This is a genomic window from Faecalibacterium sp. DFI.5.82 (assembly GCF_029076575.1).
In the GTDB taxonomy this organism is placed as follows: Bacteria; Bacillota; Clostridia; order Oscillospirales; family Ruminococcaceae; genus Faecalibacterium; species Faecalibacterium duncaniae.
Genome location: NZ_JARFIS010000002.1, coordinates 357,333 through 374,622, shown reverse-complemented (window position 1 = coordinate 374,622; position 17,290 = coordinate 357,333). Strand labels below are relative to the sequence as shown.

The 17,290-nt window shown below is 58.7% G+C and carries 17 protein-coding genes; 8 read left to right on the top strand and 9 right to left on the bottom strand.

Going from position 1 to position 17,290, the window contains the following annotated elements:
• The first annotated feature begins 1 nt into the window (after position 1).
• Both P0G09_RS05335 and P0G09_RS05330 read left to right on the top strand, forming a co-directional pair.
• On the top strand, positions 2–763 hold the full coding sequence (locus tag P0G09_RS05335) for a LemA (RefSeq protein ID WP_275252140.1): 762 nt from the start codon (positions 2–4) through the stop codon (positions 761–763).
• Positions 760–1,779 (top strand): TPM domain-containing protein, encoded by a 1,020-nt coding sequence (locus P0G09_RS05330; RefSeq protein WP_275252139.1) that lies wholly within the window; start codon positions 760–762, stop codon positions 1,777–1,779. Before P0G09_RS05335 ends, P0G09_RS05330 begins: the two co-directional genes overlap by 4 nt.
• 61 nt (positions 1,780–1,840) lie before the next feature.
• Here P0G09_RS05330 and upp read toward each other — a convergent pair whose 3' ends face one another.
• The 5 genes from upp to P0G09_RS05305 form a co-directional block, all read right to left on the bottom strand.
• Positions 1,841–2,467: a uracil phosphoribosyltransferase gene (gene upp, locus P0G09_RS05325; protein WP_035393712.1), complete on the bottom strand. Its 627-nt coding sequence runs from the start codon at positions 2,465–2,467 to the stop codon at positions 1,841–1,843.
• Positions 2,468–2,489: 22 nt separating this feature from the next.
• Positions 2,490–2,936: a ribose 5-phosphate isomerase B gene (gene rpiB / locus P0G09_RS05320; RefSeq protein ID WP_005931511.1), complete on the bottom strand. Its 447-nt coding sequence runs from the start codon at positions 2,934–2,936 to the stop codon at positions 2,490–2,492.
• A gap of 8 nt (positions 2,937–2,944) precedes the next feature.
• The gene (gene tsaB, locus P0G09_RS05315) at positions 2,945–3,676 is read right to left on the bottom strand and encodes a tRNA (adenosine(37)-N6)-threonylcarbamoyltransferase complex dimerization subunit type 1 TsaB (RefSeq protein ID WP_275252138.1); all 732 of its coding nucleotides are present in this window, start codon (positions 3,674–3,676) and stop codon (positions 2,945–2,947) included.
• Positions 3,673–4,098 carry a tRNA (adenosine(37)-N6)-threonylcarbamoyltransferase complex ATPase subunit type 1 TsaE gene (gene tsaE / locus P0G09_RS05310; RefSeq protein ID WP_275252137.1) on the bottom strand — a complete coding sequence of 142 codons (426 nt, stop codon included), beginning with the start codon at positions 4,096–4,098 and terminating at the stop codon, positions 3,673–3,675. Before tsaE ends, tsaB begins: the two co-directional genes overlap by 4 nt.
• Before the next feature lie 139 nt (positions 4,099–4,237).
• Entirely contained in the window at positions 4,238–5,440 is a 1,203-nt protein-coding gene (locus P0G09_RS05305) for a hypothetical protein (RefSeq protein WP_275252136.1), read from the bottom strand.
• A gap of 275 nt (positions 5,441–5,715) precedes the next feature.
• On the opposite strand from P0G09_RS05305, the gene P0G09_RS05300 reads away from it, so the two are divergent.
• A complete protein-coding gene (locus P0G09_RS05300; protein ID WP_275252135.1) occupies positions 5,716–6,933 on the top strand; it encodes an FtsW/RodA/SpoVE family cell cycle protein in 1,218 nt (405 codons plus the stop codon).
• Between the two features lie 58 nt (positions 6,934–6,991).
• Here P0G09_RS05300 and P0G09_RS05295 read toward each other — a convergent pair whose 3' ends face one another.
• A complete protein-coding gene (locus P0G09_RS05295) occupies positions 6,992–8,107 on the bottom strand; it encodes a leucine-rich repeat domain-containing protein (RefSeq protein ID WP_275252134.1) in 1,116 nt (371 codons plus the stop codon).
• A 325-nt stretch (positions 8,108–8,432) separates the two neighbouring features.
• Between P0G09_RS05295 and P0G09_RS05290 the strand changes: the two genes are divergently transcribed.
• The 4 genes from P0G09_RS05290 to P0G09_RS05275 all read left to right on the top strand — a co-directional run bounded on the left by P0G09_RS05290 (position 8,433) and on the right by P0G09_RS05275 (position 11,541).
• The gene (locus P0G09_RS05290) at positions 8,433–9,314 is read left to right on the top strand and encodes a YitT family protein (protein WP_275252133.1); all 882 of its coding nucleotides are present in this window, start codon (positions 8,433–8,435) and stop codon (positions 9,312–9,314) included.
• Between the two features lie 10 nt (positions 9,315–9,324).
• Complete coding sequence (locus tag P0G09_RS05285) at positions 9,325–10,260, top strand: GTP-binding protein (protein WP_275252132.1); 936 nt, start codon at positions 9,325–9,327, stop codon at positions 10,258–10,260.
• 131 nt (positions 10,261–10,391) lie between these two features.
• Positions 10,392–10,853 (top strand): CidA/LrgA family protein, encoded by a 462-nt coding sequence (locus P0G09_RS05280; RefSeq protein ID WP_342760518.1) that lies wholly within the window; start codon positions 10,392–10,394, stop codon positions 10,851–10,853.
• Positions 10,834–11,541 (top strand): LrgB family protein, encoded by a 708-nt coding sequence (locus tag P0G09_RS05275; protein WP_186850867.1) that lies wholly within the window; start codon positions 10,834–10,836, stop codon positions 11,539–11,541. Before P0G09_RS05280 ends, P0G09_RS05275 begins: the two co-directional genes overlap by 20 nt.
• Positions 11,542–11,596: 55 nt before the next feature.
• Here the strand turns inward: P0G09_RS05275 and P0G09_RS05270 are convergent, their stop codons facing one another.
• The 3 genes from P0G09_RS05270 to uxaC all read right to left on the bottom strand — a co-directional run bounded on the left by P0G09_RS05270 (position 11,597) and on the right by uxaC (position 15,382).
• Positions 11,597–12,949 (bottom strand): MATE family efflux transporter, encoded by a 1,353-nt coding sequence (locus P0G09_RS05270; RefSeq protein WP_117504556.1) that lies wholly within the window; start codon positions 12,947–12,949, stop codon positions 11,597–11,599.
• 108 nt (positions 12,950–13,057) lie between these two features.
• Positions 13,058–13,720, bottom strand: a complete 663-nt coding sequence (locus P0G09_RS05265; protein ID WP_275252176.1) for a biosynthetic peptidoglycan transglycosylase — start codon at positions 13,718–13,720, stop codon at positions 13,058–13,060.
• A gap of 228 nt (positions 13,721–13,948) precedes the next feature.
• Positions 13,949–15,382 (bottom strand): glucuronate isomerase, encoded by a 1,434-nt coding sequence (uxaC, locus tag P0G09_RS05260; protein ID WP_275252131.1) that lies wholly within the window; start codon positions 15,380–15,382, stop codon positions 13,949–13,951.
• 317 nt (positions 15,383–15,699) lie between these two features.
• Here uxaC and P0G09_RS05255 point away from each other — a divergent pair, with 317 nt between their 5' ends.
• Positions 15,700–17,214, top strand: coding sequence for a tagaturonate reductase (locus tag P0G09_RS05255; RefSeq protein WP_097770441.1), 1,515 nt, complete (start codon positions 15,700–15,702; stop codon positions 17,212–17,214).
• The last annotated feature ends 76 nt before the right edge of the window (positions 17,215–17,290 follow it).

Sequence of the window (17,290 nt, the reverse complement as noted above, 5' to 3'; positions counted from 1 at the left end):
AATGGCAAACGCTGATTTTTCCAGAGAACAGAATCAAACGCCCGGCGGCTTTGACAGCGGCAGCTACCGCGAGGCAAAGCGCCCGGACACCGAGGCAGTGCGCCTGACCCCCTTGCAGCAGAAGCTGGCCGGGCTGGAAAAGGCGCTGCCCGCCGCACTGGCAAAGCAGGGCACAGCCCTTGTGCTGAGCGTGGTGGTGATGCTGGCGGCGTTCGTGGGCTTTGGCGGTGCCAAGGTCAGGGGCAAGTATAACGAGGCCCGCCAGTGGTTCACCACCGGCGTTTCGGCCGACAACGGTTATGCCCTGAGCGAGGAGCTGACCACCCGTGCCAACACGGCGGCAAATATCATCACCACCGGCGCAAACACACTGGAGGCCGACAGCGCCGAGGTGCAGGCCGCACAGGCAGCGCTGGATGATTTTTCTGCCTGCCTGGAAGCAGTGCAGAACAGCAGCAAAAAGCAGTCCCTGACCTCGCTGCCCTATTATCAGGGCAGTGCCATGCACGCCCTCTATCAGGCCAATGAGGCTTTGGGCACTGTGATCGACCAGCTCTATGCAAAAATGCAGGAGCAGGCCGCTGACCCCATGAAGATGGGGGCAGTGCAGGGCCAGTACGGCCAGTTCAACAGCGCAGACACCATCATTGGCAACCTGCAGTACAATGATGCAGTGTATGAGTATCAGAATGATGTCGGCGGCTTCCCGGCCAGTATGCTGGGCAGGCTGTTCGGCCTACAGGAGGTGGAACCCTTCGCATGAAAACGATGAAACGATTTGCCGCCCGCATCTGCGCCCTGTTCGTGGTGCTGACCGTCAGCCTGACGGCTCTGGTGCCCGCCGCCTTTGCGGCCACCAAGGCCCAGCTGCCCGATCTGCCCAGCAGTCAGTGCGTGGTGGATGATGCCAACATCCTGAGCAGCAGCACCAAAACGGCCATTGAGAACCTGAATGCACAGCTCACCCAGCAGTGCGAGGGTGCACAGATCGGCGTATTGACAGTGGATTATACGGGAAGTTTATCCACGGAGGATTACGCCGTGCAGGCCGCCAACACCTGGGGGCTGGGCAGCTCCAGCAAAAACAACGGTGTGCTGATCCTGCTGGTCATGCAGTCCCAGCAGTACGCCGATGGCGACTATTACCTTGCCACCGGTGACGGCTTCCGCAATACCACGCTGGAAAAGCAGGCCAGCGCCATTGCCCAGACCATGGAGGATTCCTTCGCGGCGGGCGATTATGACGCGGCTGTGACCACCTGTGCCAACAATGTGGCCAGCACCATTGCCGATCTCTACGGTGTGACCCTGAGCGGGACCACCGGCATGGTCAGCAACGGCAATACGGATGGTTATAACAACGGAAATGATTACTATGAGGCCCCGGCAGCATCCTATCAATCGCCCTTCCTCACCCTTCTGGCAGTGGTGATCGTGGTGTTTGCCCTGACCTCCATCTTCGGTGGCATCCGACGCGGCTTTGGCGGCGGCGGGTTTGGCCCCTTCTTCGGTTTCGGGCTGGGCTACGGCCTGGGCAGCAGACGGCGGCGCAGACCTCCGTATGATGATTGGGGCCCCGGTGGCCCCCGTGGCCCGCGCGGGCCCAGACCGCCCCGCGGCGGTGGGCCGCGTCCTCCCCGTGGGGGCGGCGGCTTCGGCGGCGGTTCTTTTGGCGGCGGCATGGGCGGCGGACGCTCCGGCGGCAGCTTTGGCGGGGGCGGCAGCTTCCACGCAGGCGGCGGCTCCTTCCATGGCGGCGGCGGTGGCCGCGGGCGGTAATATCTGAGTAAACAAAAAGTGGGCGGTTCGTGTGAACCGTCCACTTTTTGTTGATTCAGATTTACTTCGTGCCGTAGATGCGGTCGCCGGCATCGCCCAGGCCGGGAACGATGTAGCCGTTCTCGTTCAGGTGGTCGTCCTTAGCGCCCAGGTAGATGTCAACATCGGGGTGAGCCTTGTGCAGGGCCTCAATGCCTTCCGGAGCAGCGATCAGACCGATGAACTTGATGCGCTTTGCGCCGTGCTTCTTGATCTGGGTAATGGCATCAATGGCGCTGCCGCCGGTTGCCAGCATGGGGTCCAGAACCAGAACGTCACGCTCGGCGATATCCTGGGGCAGCTTGCAGAAGTATTCCACGGGCTGCAGGGTCTCCTCGTTGCGGTACAGGCCGATGAAGCCGACCTTTGCAGCGGGCAGCAGGGTCAGCATACCGTCCAGCATACCCATGCCTGCACGCAGGATGGGCACCAGAGCCAGCTTGCGGCCTGCCAGCACCTTGGTCTTTGCCATGGTGATGGGGGTCTCGATCTCGACCTCCTCCATGGGCAGGTCACGGGTGGCCTCGTAGCACAGCAGGGTTGCGATCTCGCCGACCAGATCACGGAACTCCTTGGTACCGGTCTGCTTGTTGCGCAGGATGCTCAGCTTGTGCTGCAGCAGGGGATGCTCAACGATCATAGGGGTCATAAATACACGCTCCTTTTTATGTTTATCGGGTTTCGATTGCCATCAGTTTTGCAATGCGCTTTTCGTGGCGGCCGCCCTCAAACGGGGTGTTCAGGAACAGATCCACCAGCTGGCAGGCAAGGCCGGGGCCGACAACGCGGCCGCCCATGCACAGGGCATTGGCATCGTTGTGGCGGCGGGTGTACTCGCAGCTGAAGCTGTCGGAGCAGCAGCAGGCGCGGATGCCCTTGACCTTGTTGGCGGCCATGCTGATGCCGACACCGGTGCCGCAGAACAGCAGGGCCTTGTCGCACTGGCCGCTGACCACAGCGTCACAGGCAGGCAGTGCCATATCGGGGTAATCCACGCTGGCAGTGCTGTGGGTGCCAAAGTCGATATACTCCAGCCCCAGCTCGTCCAGGTGAGCCTTGACGGCTTCCTTCAGTTCAAAACCGCCATGGTCGGCGGCAAGCGCAATGGGTTTTGCCATGAGAAATTTCAATCCTTTCCGTTTTCCGTATCGTTGTTCCGGGCAGCGGCCTCGGCAGCAAGGCGCTCGGCGCGTTCCCGCTCGGCCTGGCTCAGGCGGTGATAATCCGGCAGCAGGGCCTCAGGCAGAACGGCCTCGCCCCGCTGGGCCATCTGCTTGGCCACCAGGGCCACGGCAGCGGCCCGGCCGCCCCGCAGCTCCGGCGGAACAGTGAGCACGCCCGGAACATTGCTGTATTTATTATAGCACAGAGATGCGCCATCACCAACAAAAAACAGGGGCTTTTTGCAATTTTCTACAAATTGGGCAAGGTCAGCCACAGCACGGGCATCGTCATCCAGCAGGCGGGTGTGGGTGGCCAGGTCAAAAGCGGCGCTGTACACCTGGGCACGGCGGGCATCCAGTGCACAGAGCACGGTGCCCTTGCCGGTGTGGGCAGCGGCCAGCGCTTCCAGTGTGGAGACCGGGGCACAGAGGGTCTCGCGGGGGAAAGCCATCCCCTTGACGGCGGCCAGCCCGATGCGCAGGCCGGTAAAGCTGCCGGGGCCTGCGTTCACACCGAACAGGTCGATGTCTGCACAGGTCAGGCCGCACAGCTTCAGGCAGTGATCCACCAGCGGCATCAGGGTCTCGCTGTGGGTCATGCCGCCGTCCAGATAGCACTCGTACTTCAGGCGGTCGTCCTGCAGCAGGGCCACGCCCAGTGTTTTACCGGCGGTGTCTACGGCTAAGATATTCATACGCTGACCCCCTCGATGGTGATGCGGCGGGTGGTGTCATCCACCCGGTCAATGTTGATGTGGATCGGGTTTTCCGGGGCCAGCAGATCGGCGAAGTTTTCGCTCCACTCAGCGGCCACAATGGCACCCTGATCCAGATAATCGTAGAAACCGGCGGCACACAGGTCGTTCTCGGTGGAGATGCGGTAGAGGTCGAAGTGGGCCAGCGGACGGGGGCCGCGGTAATAGTTGACGATGGCAAAGGTGGGGCTGCTGACCGGGTCGGTGCAGCCCAGTCCCTCGGCCAGGCCCTCACAAAAGGCGGTCTTGCCCGCGCCCAGACCGCCGGTGAAGGCGATCAAGGCCCCGTCCGGCAGCACTGCCACCAGCTTCCGGCCCAGCGCAACGGTCTCTTCTCTGGAATGTGTAATATATTCAGCCATACAATGCTCCTTCATCTTGAAGCTTGAACTTTCCCGTTTTGCCAGCTGTCTGCGAAGCAGACTGAGAGGTAAATCAAAAGGGATGACAGAAACTTCTGCCATCCCCCAGTATAATATAAATCGAGCAAAAGTGCAACGCTCAAGCGGCCTGCTGTACTTCCTGTGGGACAGGTGCCGCGTTCGGTTCGATCAGCCGGACCCCAACATCACCGAACAGCAGCGGGTAAGCTGCCGCCGCATGGGGGCGCTTGCCGCCCTGCGCGTTGTACCAGACCAGATCATCCGCGCCATAGGTATCCATGGAGTGCTGAACGGATTCCTGCAGGGTCTGGCCCAGGATCAGGTGATTGACGGTATCCCACAACATACTGCGGGAATACACGGTGTAGACGTTGTTCACATAGCCTGCCACTGCTTTGGCACCACCGGCCAGCAGGGCATCGGCCATGGAGGTATCCAGACTGCCGCTCACGCCAAGGAACTCACAGGTCTCGGAGAGCACTACGGTGTCCTTGAGCTGGCCGCCCCGGTATGCCGCCTGGAAAAAGCTGGGCGTGATGCAGTACAGGCCGTTGATCTTGATGACCCGGTGGGTCAGCAGATCGATGCCATAGTAGAGGTCTTTGTAGAAATCCGATTCCTCCGTCAGCAGGATGACCGGCTCGGTACGGGTCTGCTTGAACAGAAAACCGGAGGTGTAGGTGTAGTAGGAGCCGTGGGCGCTGAGGATGCACAGCCCGTAATCGTTCATTCGTTTCAGGTCAGAGACGGTGACTGTGGTATCGATGCGGGTGTGCAGGCCCATCGCGGTCCAGAAGCCCTTCATATAGGAGTAGTACGGGTAGCGGGAGCTGTTCACGGTGTTGTCAAAGGCGTAGTAGATCATGGCGCTGCCCAGATCACCCTGCGGGGCGTTGGACATTTCGTGCAGATCCACAGCGGGCAGTTCGGAAGGGGCGAAGGGAGTATTCTCTTCGTCCGGGTCCTCCACCAGAACGCCGCCCAGCGCGCCGCAGCTGTACGCAAAGCTGACCATGCCGTTTTCTTCGTCCACATGGAGAGAGCGCGCCGAAACAAGCCCTTCCTCGGCCAGCTGCTGCAGCTGTGCCACGGCGGCATCCAGCCGCTGGGCACGGGTCATCTCAGCGTAAGCGTCGCTGCCGGTCAAGGCGGTCACGGCGCTGTCGGCCTGCTGCATCTCCTGAGCATCGGCAGTGGTCAGCGTGGTCTGGGCCACGGTGTCGGCTGCCTGTGCGGCAAAAGCAGAAGCAGGGAAGAGCGCGGAAATAAAAACAGTCAGTGCGCAGAGCGCGCACAGAAAGCGATGAGAATTTGTTTTCATCTTGGAAGTTCCTCCGGAAAAATCCTGCCGAAAAAGCAGGTCTCCAGCTTCCATTTTAGAAGGTGGACAGGGCTTTGTCAAGGCTGCGGCAAATATTTTGCAGAGTTGTCACAGGATGAAAAGATCTGTGGAAAAAACTTCCGCAATCTTGCGCAAAAAAGGGTGGTGCGGTATACTTATATTACATAATGGAGCAGTATACGCCCTCTCCGGCATTGCGGACGAGCGAAGCAGACCTGAGCGGGCGATCCAATGAAAGAAAGAGGTGTTTTCGTTTGGAAAACATTCGGCGCTACTTCAAGCGCACCGATAAAACTTACCTGCTGCTGTGCATCTTCAGCAGCGTGATGGCTGTGACGGCGCTTTCGAGCTGGGCAGCCAAGCAGGGCAATGGCTTTGCCGTGGATGAGATCACAGGCCAGATCACCGGTCTGGGCGATTACCGCCGGGCGGCGGTGCAGGCAGGTGCAGCCCTTATCGGGCTGGTCATTGCGGTGCTGCTGTCCAATATCGATTACCGCAGCCTGGTGAAGGTGTGGCCGGTGCATGTGGCCCTGACCTGGGGCATGGTGCTGCCCACGCTGGTGCTGCGCAATGTGAGCATCGGCCCGCTGACCATCGGCTACAACGCAGGCGATACCGACAACTATTCCTGGTACAAGCTGGGAGGTTTTACCCTGCAGCCCACAGAGCTGGCCAAGATCAGCTTTATCCTGACCTTTGCCATGCACCTGAACAATGTGCGCACCCGGCTCAACGAGCCGAAGGAGCTGGGCAAGCTGCTGCTGCATCTGGCAGTGCCCATCCTCATCATTCATGTTCAGGGCGACGACGGCACCGCCATCATCTATGCCATCATCGGCTGCTGCATGATGTTTGCGGCGGGCCTGAGCTGGAAGTATATCCTGGGGGCGGTCTCGGCGGCGGCAGTGGCTATGGCGACGGCGTTCACCTTTTTCAGTGATAAGATCGGCAAGGGATACCAGTGGTACCGCATCCTTGCTGTCATCGATCCCGATAACAAGACCGGCTGGGCCCCCAGCGAGACCATCTGGAAGAACATCATTTACCAGCAGCAGCGCGGCGAGATCGCGCTGGGCTCGGGCGGCATCTTTGGCAATGGGCTGTTTGGCGGCAGTTATTACAGCGTGCCCAACGCCCACAACGATTTCATCCTGAGCTGGATCGGCAACGCGGCGGGCTTTGTGGGCTGCTGTGTGGTGCTGGGCGTGCTGTTTGCACTGGTCATCAAGACCTTCCTCACCGGTGCCCGCAGCGAGGATCTGCTGGGCACCTTCATCTGCGCGGGCATCGGCGGCGCTCTGCTGGCCCAGATCGCCGTGAACGTGGGCATGAACCTGCGCGTCCTGCCCGTGATTGGTGTCACCCTGCCGTTCTATTCAGCGGGCGGCAGCTCGGTGCTGATGCTGTACATCTGTGTGGGCCTGGTGCTCTCGGTCTACACCCACAACACAAAAAAGCTGTTCGGCTGAGCCGGAACAGAACGCGGCCCCGGAGAGAAGAAAAACTCTCCGGGGCCGCGTTTGTGTGTCAGCCAAGGGTGTTGCGCAGCTTGTTGGCAAGCCGTTTCAGCAGATCTGCTTCCGTGTAAGCCCGCAGGTATTCCACATCCAGCGCACTGCCCTCCGAAGCAGGGGTGTTCTGAATGTTCAGAAAACGCAGGTCAGGAGAATGGGCAAGGATCTGTTTGCAGAACTTTGTGGTGACCCTGGTGTGATTTGTCAGGTTCAGACAGACCAGGTCAGGCAGCTGGGTCAGGGGCGTGTAGTCGATGTTTTTGTAGAGCTTACTCTGTCCGACACCGAGACCGAGATCGAGAACGGCAAGATGGGTCTGAGCCAGCGGTTCCAGACTGGGAACTGCTGTGCCGGAACTGAGGGAGAGATAACGCAGTGCCGGGAGTGACGCAGCCGGTTCCAGCGAAACGATGCCATCGTTAGAGGAAAGCGTCAGAACCCTCAATTTGGGCAGACCTTCCAATGGAGCAAGGTCGAGGGTGCCGCATTCGGTCAAGGAGAGTTGTTTCAGCTGGGACAGGTGAGAAAGCGGTTCCAACGTTTCGGGCCGTGCCCCGTTTACGCTGAAGCGTTCGAGATGGGACAGGGCTTCAATCCCAGAAAAATCAGTGAATGCCTGATTGGCCGTCGGCGAGGTAGAATAGGAAAAGGCTTGCAGGCCGTCGAAATACTGCAGATCGTGCAGAGAGGCCAGTGCAGGAAGCGGACTTTCTTTTCCGACTGCCGATATCTCCTGTTCCAGCGTGGCATCTCCCTGCTGGGCGGTCACGGTCACGATGGAGGTCGTGCCCGAATCGCCCTCAAACATGGTGCGTTCGGTGATGGTCAGTGTGCTGAGATCCCAGACATCGCTGCGGTTGATGGTGCCCTCCGGGCGGTTCAACAGGAGCCGGACAGCGGCCTCCATTCCGGTATCTTCCCAGACAATGGGAGCGTCCTCACCGTGCTCGGCATCTACCGGAGAGAGGGGCATTTCCAGAGAATCACGGTATGCCTTCAAGGCAGTATCGTATTCTGTCTGCGGGTAGGGAACAGAGGACGCTTTGGAAAGCGAAAGGTAGTTGGAACAGCCACAAAACAGGAACACACAGGCAGTGATGAGAGCAAAGATGTGAGAGCAGCTTTTCATACCGTTCCCTCCTTTCATGGAAACGAACAATGCGGAATGAGAGCCATGGCGCGCTCTTTCGGTTTTGGAGAAAAATACCATACCATTCTGATTTTATTGTAATGGACGGTGGGAGGTGCGTCAAGAAAAGAAGGAACAGTTCCCGATGGGAGAACCGCTGAAATTTGAGGGAGAATTTTGGTGGAGTTGACAGTTTTCACCCGTAAAAGACGGCGTGTGTGGAATTTGCCCTTGACCCCGGGGCGTTCCGTGTTACAATATTTCCGGTACAGCCTGTCTGTTTGGGCTGCGGAACACAAAAAAGGAGTATTGAACGGTAAATTTTATGGATACGAACGCGGAATCTCCCATGCAGAACAAGGTCATTGAATATGTCAAGCAGTATGCAATGATCACGCTGAGCATTTCCATCATGTCGGTGGGTGTGTACTTTTTCAAATTCCCCAACAACTTTGTCTTTGGCGGCGTGACCGGTATGGCGGCGCTGGCGGCCAAGCTCACCCCGCTGTCGGCTTCGGCCTTTTCCTCGGCGGCCAACATGGTCCTGCTGGGGGTGGGCCTGATCTTTCTGGGCAAAAAGTTTGCCATGACCACCGGCTATGCCACTGTAGTTATGTCGCTGGAGCTGATGGTGCTGGAAAAGATCTGCCCCCTGCGCGGCCCCTTGAGCGACCAGCCCATGCTCGACCTGCTGTTTGCCATTGCCCTGCCGGCCATTGCGTCGGCTCTGCTGTTCAATGTGGGCGCTTCCTCCGGCGGCACGGATGTCATTGCCCTCATTGTGGAAAAGTATACCCACATCCACAACGTGGCAGTGGCGCTGTTCCTGACTGACCTGTTCATGGTCATTGCGGCCTGCTTTGTGTTCGACCTGTACACCGCCCTCTATTCCTTCGTGGGTCTGACCGTGAAATCGCTGGTCATTGATGCCGTGCTGGAAAAGATCAAGATGTGCAAGGCCATCCTCATCGTCTGCGACGACAGGAAGCCGATCTGTGATTTTGTCATGCGCAAGCTGGTGCGCGGCGCAACCTATACGCCCTGCTTCGGCGCATATACCGACAAGCCCCACTACATCATCTACACCACCCTGACCCGCCGCGAGGCCGACCAGCTGCAGGATTTTATCCACAAACAGCACTTGAACGCCTTCATGTCCATGCTGAGCACCACTGAGGTGTTCGGCAAGGGCTTCAACCACGCATAAGGAGGAACGTATGGTACAGGTCGATCTTATCACCGGTTTTCTGGGTGCGGGCAAGACAACGTTCCTGCGCAGATATGTTGCGTATCTGACCGCACAGGGGCATCATGTCTGCATTCTGGAAAATGACTTTGGCGCTGTGAATGTGGATGCCATGCTGGTGCAGGATCTGCTGGGGGAACGCTGCGAGATCGAGACCATCAGCGGCGGGTGTGATTGTGATACCCACCAGCGCCGGATGCGCACCAAGCTCATCTCAATGGCCATGCGTGGGTTCGACCGGGTGGTGGTGGAGCCCAGCGGCATTTTTGATGTGGACGAGTTTTTTGATGTCCTGCGGGATGAGCCGCTGGATCGGTGGTATACACTGGGCAATGTGTTTGCCGTTGTGGATGCCCTGCTGCCCGAGACGCTTTCCCCGCAGGCAGAGTACATTCTGGCATCGGAAGCCGCCAGCGCCGGACGCATCCTGCTCTCCCGCAGTCAGCTGGCCACCCAGGCCCAGCGGGAAAGCGCCATCGACCACCTGAAACGTGCCCTTGCGGCCTGCAAGTGCAGCCGTACCCTGAAGGAAGAAGATTTTCTGATCAAGGACTGGGCCGACCTGGAGGATGCGGATCTTGCGGCGCTGGATGCCTGTGGCTATCAGCATGCCGACTGCGAAAAGCTCTGCTTTGATGCGCACGATGCATTCGGTTCGGCGTATTTCCTCGAGCTGGGCCTGCCCCGGCAGCAGCTGGAAGCACGCATTCCCAGCCTGTTCACGGATGCCGCCTGCGGCCGGGTGCTGCGGGTCAAGGGCTTTGTGCAGGATGCCGCCGGTTGGGTGGAGCTGAATGCTACCGCCGACGGCCTGACTGCGGCCCCCATTCCGGCAGGGCAGGAGGTGCTCATCGTCATCGGCGAAGGGCTGGACAAGGAACGGATCGAAGCTGTTTTGCGGAACTGAGGGAGCGTGCGGGAAACACAGAAAAACGCCGCTTTGCGGTGCATCGGCCCGGCAGATCGCGGCACGTGGGTGTGCGCTTTCTGCCGGGCCCTTTTCTTTTCCACAGTTTTTCCGGCAAAATATAACAATCCTTGTCAGATATTGCTGTTGCGCCCCCGGAGATTTTGGACTATAATTTTGACTTAGCTGTTAGACAAGGGGGATTTTTTACGAATTATCTGTTTCAATTTGCGCGTATCCTCGCGTTTTGCTTTCTGGGGGAAGTATGTCATGCCGTACTGCCGCTGCCGGTTCCGGCCAGTGTGTACGGGCTTGTGCTGCTGCTGCTGGCCCTGAACTTCCGGCTGATCCGTCTGGAGGATGTAAAAGAGGTGGGCGTGTTTCTCACCGGTATCTTCCCGCTGCTCTTTGTGCCCGCCGCCGCAGGCGTGATGGAGCTTTGGGCGGAGATGGGGGAGATGCTGCTGCCCATCATCATCGCCATCATCCCGGTCACGGTTCTGGTCATGGTGACCGCCGGAAAGACCACCCAGGCTCTGACCAGCCGCAAAAAGAACAAGGAGACTGCTGCCAATGATGGAATTGCTGAATGAGTTCCTTTCGGGCTCTGTTGCCTGGGGTGTGCTGCTGACACTGGCCGCCTTTGCACTGGGAGCCCTTGTGAACAGAGTGACCGGAAAGGCATTTTTTAACCCGCTGCTGCTGGGTGCGATCTTTGTGATCGTTTTCCTGTCGGTATGCGGCATCCCCTATGCCGACTACAAGGTCAGCGCCGCCCCGGTGAACTACCTGCTGCTGCCCGCCACCGTGGCGCTGGCCATCCCGCTGTATGAAAAGCTCGACCTGCTCAAGGCAAACGCCGCCGCCATCATTGCGGGCATCTCGGTGGGGACGCTGGTCAGCCTGGGCAGCGCGCTGGCATTGGCGCTGGCGCTGCACCTGACCCAGGAGCAGTACGCCACCCTGCTGCCCAAATCCGTGACCACCGCCATCAGTATGGATGTGGCTGCAGAGCTGGGCGGCATTGCGGCCCTGACCGGTGCCATCGTCATCCTGACGGGCATCGTGGGCAACCTGCTGGCCGAGACGGTCTGCAAGGCGTTTCACATCACCGACCCCATTGCCAAGGGCGTGGGCATTGGCACCTCGGCCCATGCCGTGGGCACCAGCAAAGCCCTGCAGATGGGTGAGGTGGAAGGTGCCATGAGCGGCCTGTCCATCGCCGTGGCCGGTGTGCTGACCGCCGTGCTCTGCCCGGTGTTCGTAAGCCTTATCGATTGATCGCATAAAAACACCCCTCTCCGCTGTGCTGATGCACGGACGGAGAGGGGTATTTTTATGCGTTCTCTTTTTTCAGAACTCTGGTCACCATGAACACACAGTAGAGCAGTGCCAGACCCCAGGCAATGGGGTTGGCAATGCAGATGCCGAAGTAGCCCAGACTATGAACGGCCAGCCAGCCGCAGAGCGCGCGGCCGATGAGCTCGCCCACACCGGAGATAACGGCCTGCACACTGTATCCCAGACCCTGCAGGGTGTTGCGGAAGACCATCAGCAGGCCGTTGATGCAGAACAGCACGCTGATCACGGTCAGGTATTCCACAGCACCGGAAGTCACGGCAGGGTCGGCATCGCCCAGAACAAGGCCCACGGCCCAGCCCTTGACGAAGAAGAGCACCACCCAGGCAGCCGCGCAGTAGCACAGCTGGAGGATGCAGCCATCCCGGATGCCCTGCCTGACGCGGTCAGTGCGGTGGGCACCGTGGTTCTGGCCGACATAAGTTGCCATAGCCGTGCCCACGCTTGCCATGGGCACGGTGAACATCTGGCGAATCTTCTCACCGGCGGTCTGGGCGGCCACGGCGGTGCTGCCCAGCAGGTTGATGGCATCCTGCATGATGAAGGCACCGATGGCAGAAACGGAATACTCAAAGCCCATCGGAAGGCCGATATAGGCCAGCCGCCCGCAGTGCCCCGCCGAGAGGACACAGTTTTCCCGGGTGAAATGGATGCCCTCCACCCGGGTGAAGAACCACCAGGTGCAAAGCAGGCCGCTGAACAGCTGGCTGACAACGGTGGCGATGGCTGCGCCCTCCACGCCCATACCCAGCGGTACGATGAACAGCCAGTCCAGCCCGATGTTCAGGAAACTGGAGATTAGCAGGAAATAGAATGGGTGCTGGGAATCGCCCAGACTGTTCAGGACGGTGGAGGTGTAGTTGAACAGCACCGTGGCCGGAATGCCGAGGAAGATGATGCGGATGTAGGCCACCGCGTCCGGGAACAGCTCGGCCGGTGTGTGGATGAGCTGCAGCAGCGGGGCAGCAGTGAGGGTGGTGACGATGGTGAACACCACGCTCAGGACCACGCAGAGCACCGCGCCGTTGAACAGATACTTGTGCATATCCTCGCTGTCCCTTGCACCAAAGCTCTGGGCCACCGGGATGCCAAAGCCCGTGCAGGAACCCAGCACAAAGCCTAAAATGAGAAAATTCAGAGAGTAGGTGGTGCCCACCGCGCCCAGTGCATCGGTGCCCAGACAGCGCCCCACAATGACGGTGTCCACAAAGCTGTACAACTGCTGGAACAGGGTGCCCAGCACCAGCGGCAGGGCAAATTTCAGGATCTGGGGCAGCGGCCTGCCCACCGTGAGGTCGGTGGTGCCGGAACCCTTTTTGGTTTTTTCCATAAGTTTTACATGCTCCCTTCGGGTTTGATCTGCCACTAAGGATATCATGGCATCCGCTCCCGGTGTTAGCATTATTTTATGGAAAACCCGGATAAATTCTGTTTTTTCTCACCAAAGGGGCAGGGCACTGACTTCATCCCGAAGCTCCAGTGCCTGGGTGTGGGTCAGCTTTTTGGCGCGCTCCATCCGCTCCACCACCACAAGTGCGCGCCTGCGGGCCAGATCCCCGTTGGCGGCGTAGACCGAGGGCGCGTTGGGCAGGCCGGCCAGTACCACACACTCGGCGCGGGTCAGCTCCCGGGTGGGCTTGCCAAAGTAGCCCTGCGCAGCCTGTGCCACGCCGGACCACTGATTGCCGAAGTAGCAGCTGCCTGCGTACATCTCAAAGATCTGCTGTTTGGAGTAGTAATCCTCGATGTCTCTGGCGGCAAACATCTCCGCTGCCTTGCGGGCCATCTGCTTTTCCTGGGTGAACAGCTCGTTCTTGGCCAGCTGCTGGGTCAGGGTGCTGCCGCCCTCGGCCAGAGAGCGGGTGCGCAGGTCGGCCCAGAGCGCCCGGACAATGGCCGCCGGGTCGATGCCGTGGTGCCTTTCAAACCGGCTGTCCTCCACGGAAATGACCGCATCGATATAGGTCTGGGGCAGCTGGTCACAGCTGGCAAAGCCGGGCCGGGAGCTGATCTCATCATAGAGGCCGGCAATGGGCTTTTGCGCCGCTGTGGCGCGGTAGAGCCGCCAGCCCTGCACGCCCAGTGTTCCGCCAATGACCACCAATACAAACAGCGCCGCCAGCAGCAGGCAGCTGAGCAGTCGCTATACAAAACGTTTCAGCATCTTCACGTTCCCCTCCGATTTTGATTCAACGTTATCCTACCCGATTTGACGACAGAATGCAAGTTACATTTTTATGAATACGGCCGCACAAGAAAAAAGCGCCCTGCCGGGGCAAACTGGCAGAGCGCTTTTACGAGTTATGGAAAGGGGATGCAGAGGCGCTGCTTACAGAGCGAAATAACGCTTTGCGTTGTCGAAGCAGATGCCCTTGACGATCTTCTCCAGAGCCTTCTCATCGTTGGGATACTCGCCATCCTCGACCCACTGGCCGATCAGGTTGCACAGGATGCGGCGGAAGTAGTCGTGGCGGGTGTAGCTCAGGAAGCTGCGGCTGTCGGTCAGCATACCGACAAAGTTGCCCAGCAGGCCCAGGTTTGCCAGGCTCTTCATCTGGTTCTCCATGCCGATCTTCTGGTCGTTGAACCACCAGCCGGAGCCGTGCTGGATCTTGCCGGGGATCTCATCATTCTGGAAGCAGCCCAGAATGGTGCCGATCTGCTCGTTGTCAGCGGGGTTCAGGCTGTAGATGATGACCTTGGGGCACTCATCGGTGTCGTTCAGGGCGCTCAGCAGAGCAGCAATCTCGCCGCCGCACTTGGCAGTGTTGATCATGTCGAAACCGGTATCGGGTCCCAGCAGGGCGTTCATCTTACGGTTGACACCGCGCAGGCAGTTGTAGTGCAGCTGCATGGCGATGTTCAGGCGGTGATACTGCTTGCCCAGGTGGATCAGGATGTAGGTCTGGTACTTCTCAGCCTCTTCAGCGGTCACAGCCTCACCGGTCATAGCCTTCTGGTAGATGGCGTTGACCTCTTCCTTGGTGGCCTCACGGTAGGGCACGTAGTCCAGGCCGTGGTCAGATGCACGGCAGCCCATCTCGGCAAAGAACTCGATGCGCTGGGTCAGAGCGTCGGTGACGCAGTTGATGCACTCCAGCTTTTCCTTGCCAACGACCTGAGCCAGCTTGCCCATGTACTCCACGAAGCCGGGCTTCTGGATGTTGATGGCCTTGTCGGGGCGGAAGGAGGGAGCAACGGTGAACTTGATGGAAGGATCTTCCTTGATCTTCTTGTGCCATGCCAGATCATCGATGGGGTCGTCGGTGGTGCCGATGAAAGCAACATTGGACTGCTCGATCAGGCCGCGGACAGTCATGCTGTCGTCGTGCTGCAGCTTGTCGTTGCACAGGTTCCAGACTTCCTCAGCGGTGTCGCCGTTCAGCACACCCTGATAGCCGAAGAACTTGCGCAGCTCCAGGTGGCACCAGTGGTACATGGGGTTGCCAACGCACATGGGCAGAGCCTCGGCAAACTTCTGGAAACGCTCGCGGTCGGGCTTGGTGCCGGTGATGTACTCCTCGGGCACGCCGTTGGAACGCATCACGCGCCACTTGTAGTGGTCGCCTGCCAGAGAGCCGTCGGGCTGGCGGCCGCCCAGCCACACCTGAGCGATGTTCTCAAAGCGGCGGTTCTCGTAGATCTCCTTCGGGGAGATATGGCAGTGATAGTCGCAGATGGGCATATCAGCAGCGTAGGTGTGATACAGATGCTGAGCCACAGGAGACTGGAGCATGAATTCCTTGTCCATAAATGCTTTCATGGGTCGAAAACTCCTTTTCATTCTAATGTACTAATATATCACTATGGGGTACCTTTAACAGCGCCCACGCAGGGCGCGTTAAGTCTATCTTTAGTATAGCGGAAAACGATAATGTATACAACTGAAAAACTGACAAATTTTCAGACTTTTCCTTGTAAAAAACGCTGGAATTTATAAAAATGGCCTGTTTTGGGCCAAAAATCTGGCAAAAAACACTTGACTTCTTTGTATACAACAGCATACAATAGAGACAGAGTGCGGGGCACAAAAGGGTGCCCCGGAGAGAAGCAAAGCAAGCTAAAAGGAGAACACGTGATATGGAAACTCTGAATTACAAGGTTCTGTCTGAGACCGGCTACAACGGCTACATCCTCAAGGATGCCCCTGTCAAGGTCATGCAGTTTGGCGAGGGTAACTTCCTGCGCGCATTCGTGGACTATTTCTATGATATCGCCAACGAGAAGGCCGGCTACAACGGCAAGGTCAAGCTGGTGCAGCCCATTGGCAACTTCCCCCAGATGGCTGACTGGATCAACGAGCAGGAGGGCCTGTACACCCTGTATCTGCGCGGCAGCGAGAAGGGCCAGAAGGTGGATGCAAAGCGCGTGATCTCCTGCGTGTCTGACTGTGTCTGCCCCTACATCGATGGCAAGTGGGATGAAGTGCTGGCTCTGGCCCGCTCTGAGGATCTGGAAACGGTTGTATCCAACACCACCGAGGCCGGCATCGCTTACACCCAGGGCGACAGCGCGTTTGATCAGGTTCCTCCCAACAGCTTCCCCGCAAAGCTGACCCGTGTGCTGTACGAGCGCTACAAGGCATTCAACGGTGCCGCGGACAAGGGTCTGGTCATCCTGAGCTGCGAGCTGATCGACAACAACGGCAAAGAGCTGAAGAAGTGCTGCAACAACTACGCCAAGGACTGGAATCTGGAAGCTGAGTTCATCGACTGGATGAACAACGCCAATACCTTCTGCTCCACTCTGGTGGACCGCATCGTTCCGGGCCGCATCCGCGACCCCAAGGAGCTGGCTGCCATGGAAGAGGCCAACGGCTACCATGATCAGGTGCTGGATGTCGGCGAAGTCTTCGGCGTGTGGGTCATCGAGGGCCCTGCAGGTCTGGAGGACAAGCTGCCGTTCAAGAAGGCCGGTGTCAATGTCATGGTCGTGCCTGATGTTACCCCCTACAAGAAGCGCAAGGTCCGCATCCTGAATGGTGCACACACCGGCTTCGTTCTGGGCGCATATCTGGCTGGCTTCGACATCGTGCGTGACTGCATGCACAACGATACCGTCCGCGGCTTTATGAACAAGATGCTGCATGAGGAGATCATCCCCACCCTGCCTCTGGACAAGAAGGATCTGGAAGAGTTTGCTTCCGCCGTTGAGGACCGCTTCAACAACCCCTTCGTCAACCACGAGCTGATGAGCATCTCCCTGAACTCCACCTCCAAGTGGAAGGCCCGCAACATGCCTTCCTTCCTGGCTTACATTGAGGAGCAGAAGCAGCTGCCCAAGTGCCTGACCATGTCTTTGGCCGCTTACATTGCCTTCTACTCCAATGATATTCAGGAGCGCACTGCCGACGGCCTGATCTGCAAGCGCCCCGCAGGCAACACCTACAAGATCCAGGATGACGCATGGGCACTGGACTTCTACTATGCACACAAGGACGACACCGACGCTCAGCTGGTGCACGCCGTTCTGACCAACACCCAGATGTGGGATCAGGATCTGACCAAGATCGAGGGCCTGGAGGCCGCTGTTCTGGCTGATCTGGAGCTGATCCGCACCCAGGGTGCCGAAGCTGCCTACAAGAGCTGCCTGTAAGCTGGAAGATCACCTGCACAACAAGGGGCTGCTGCTTTGGGCAGCGGCCTCCTTGTGCTTTGTAAATGTCATTAAG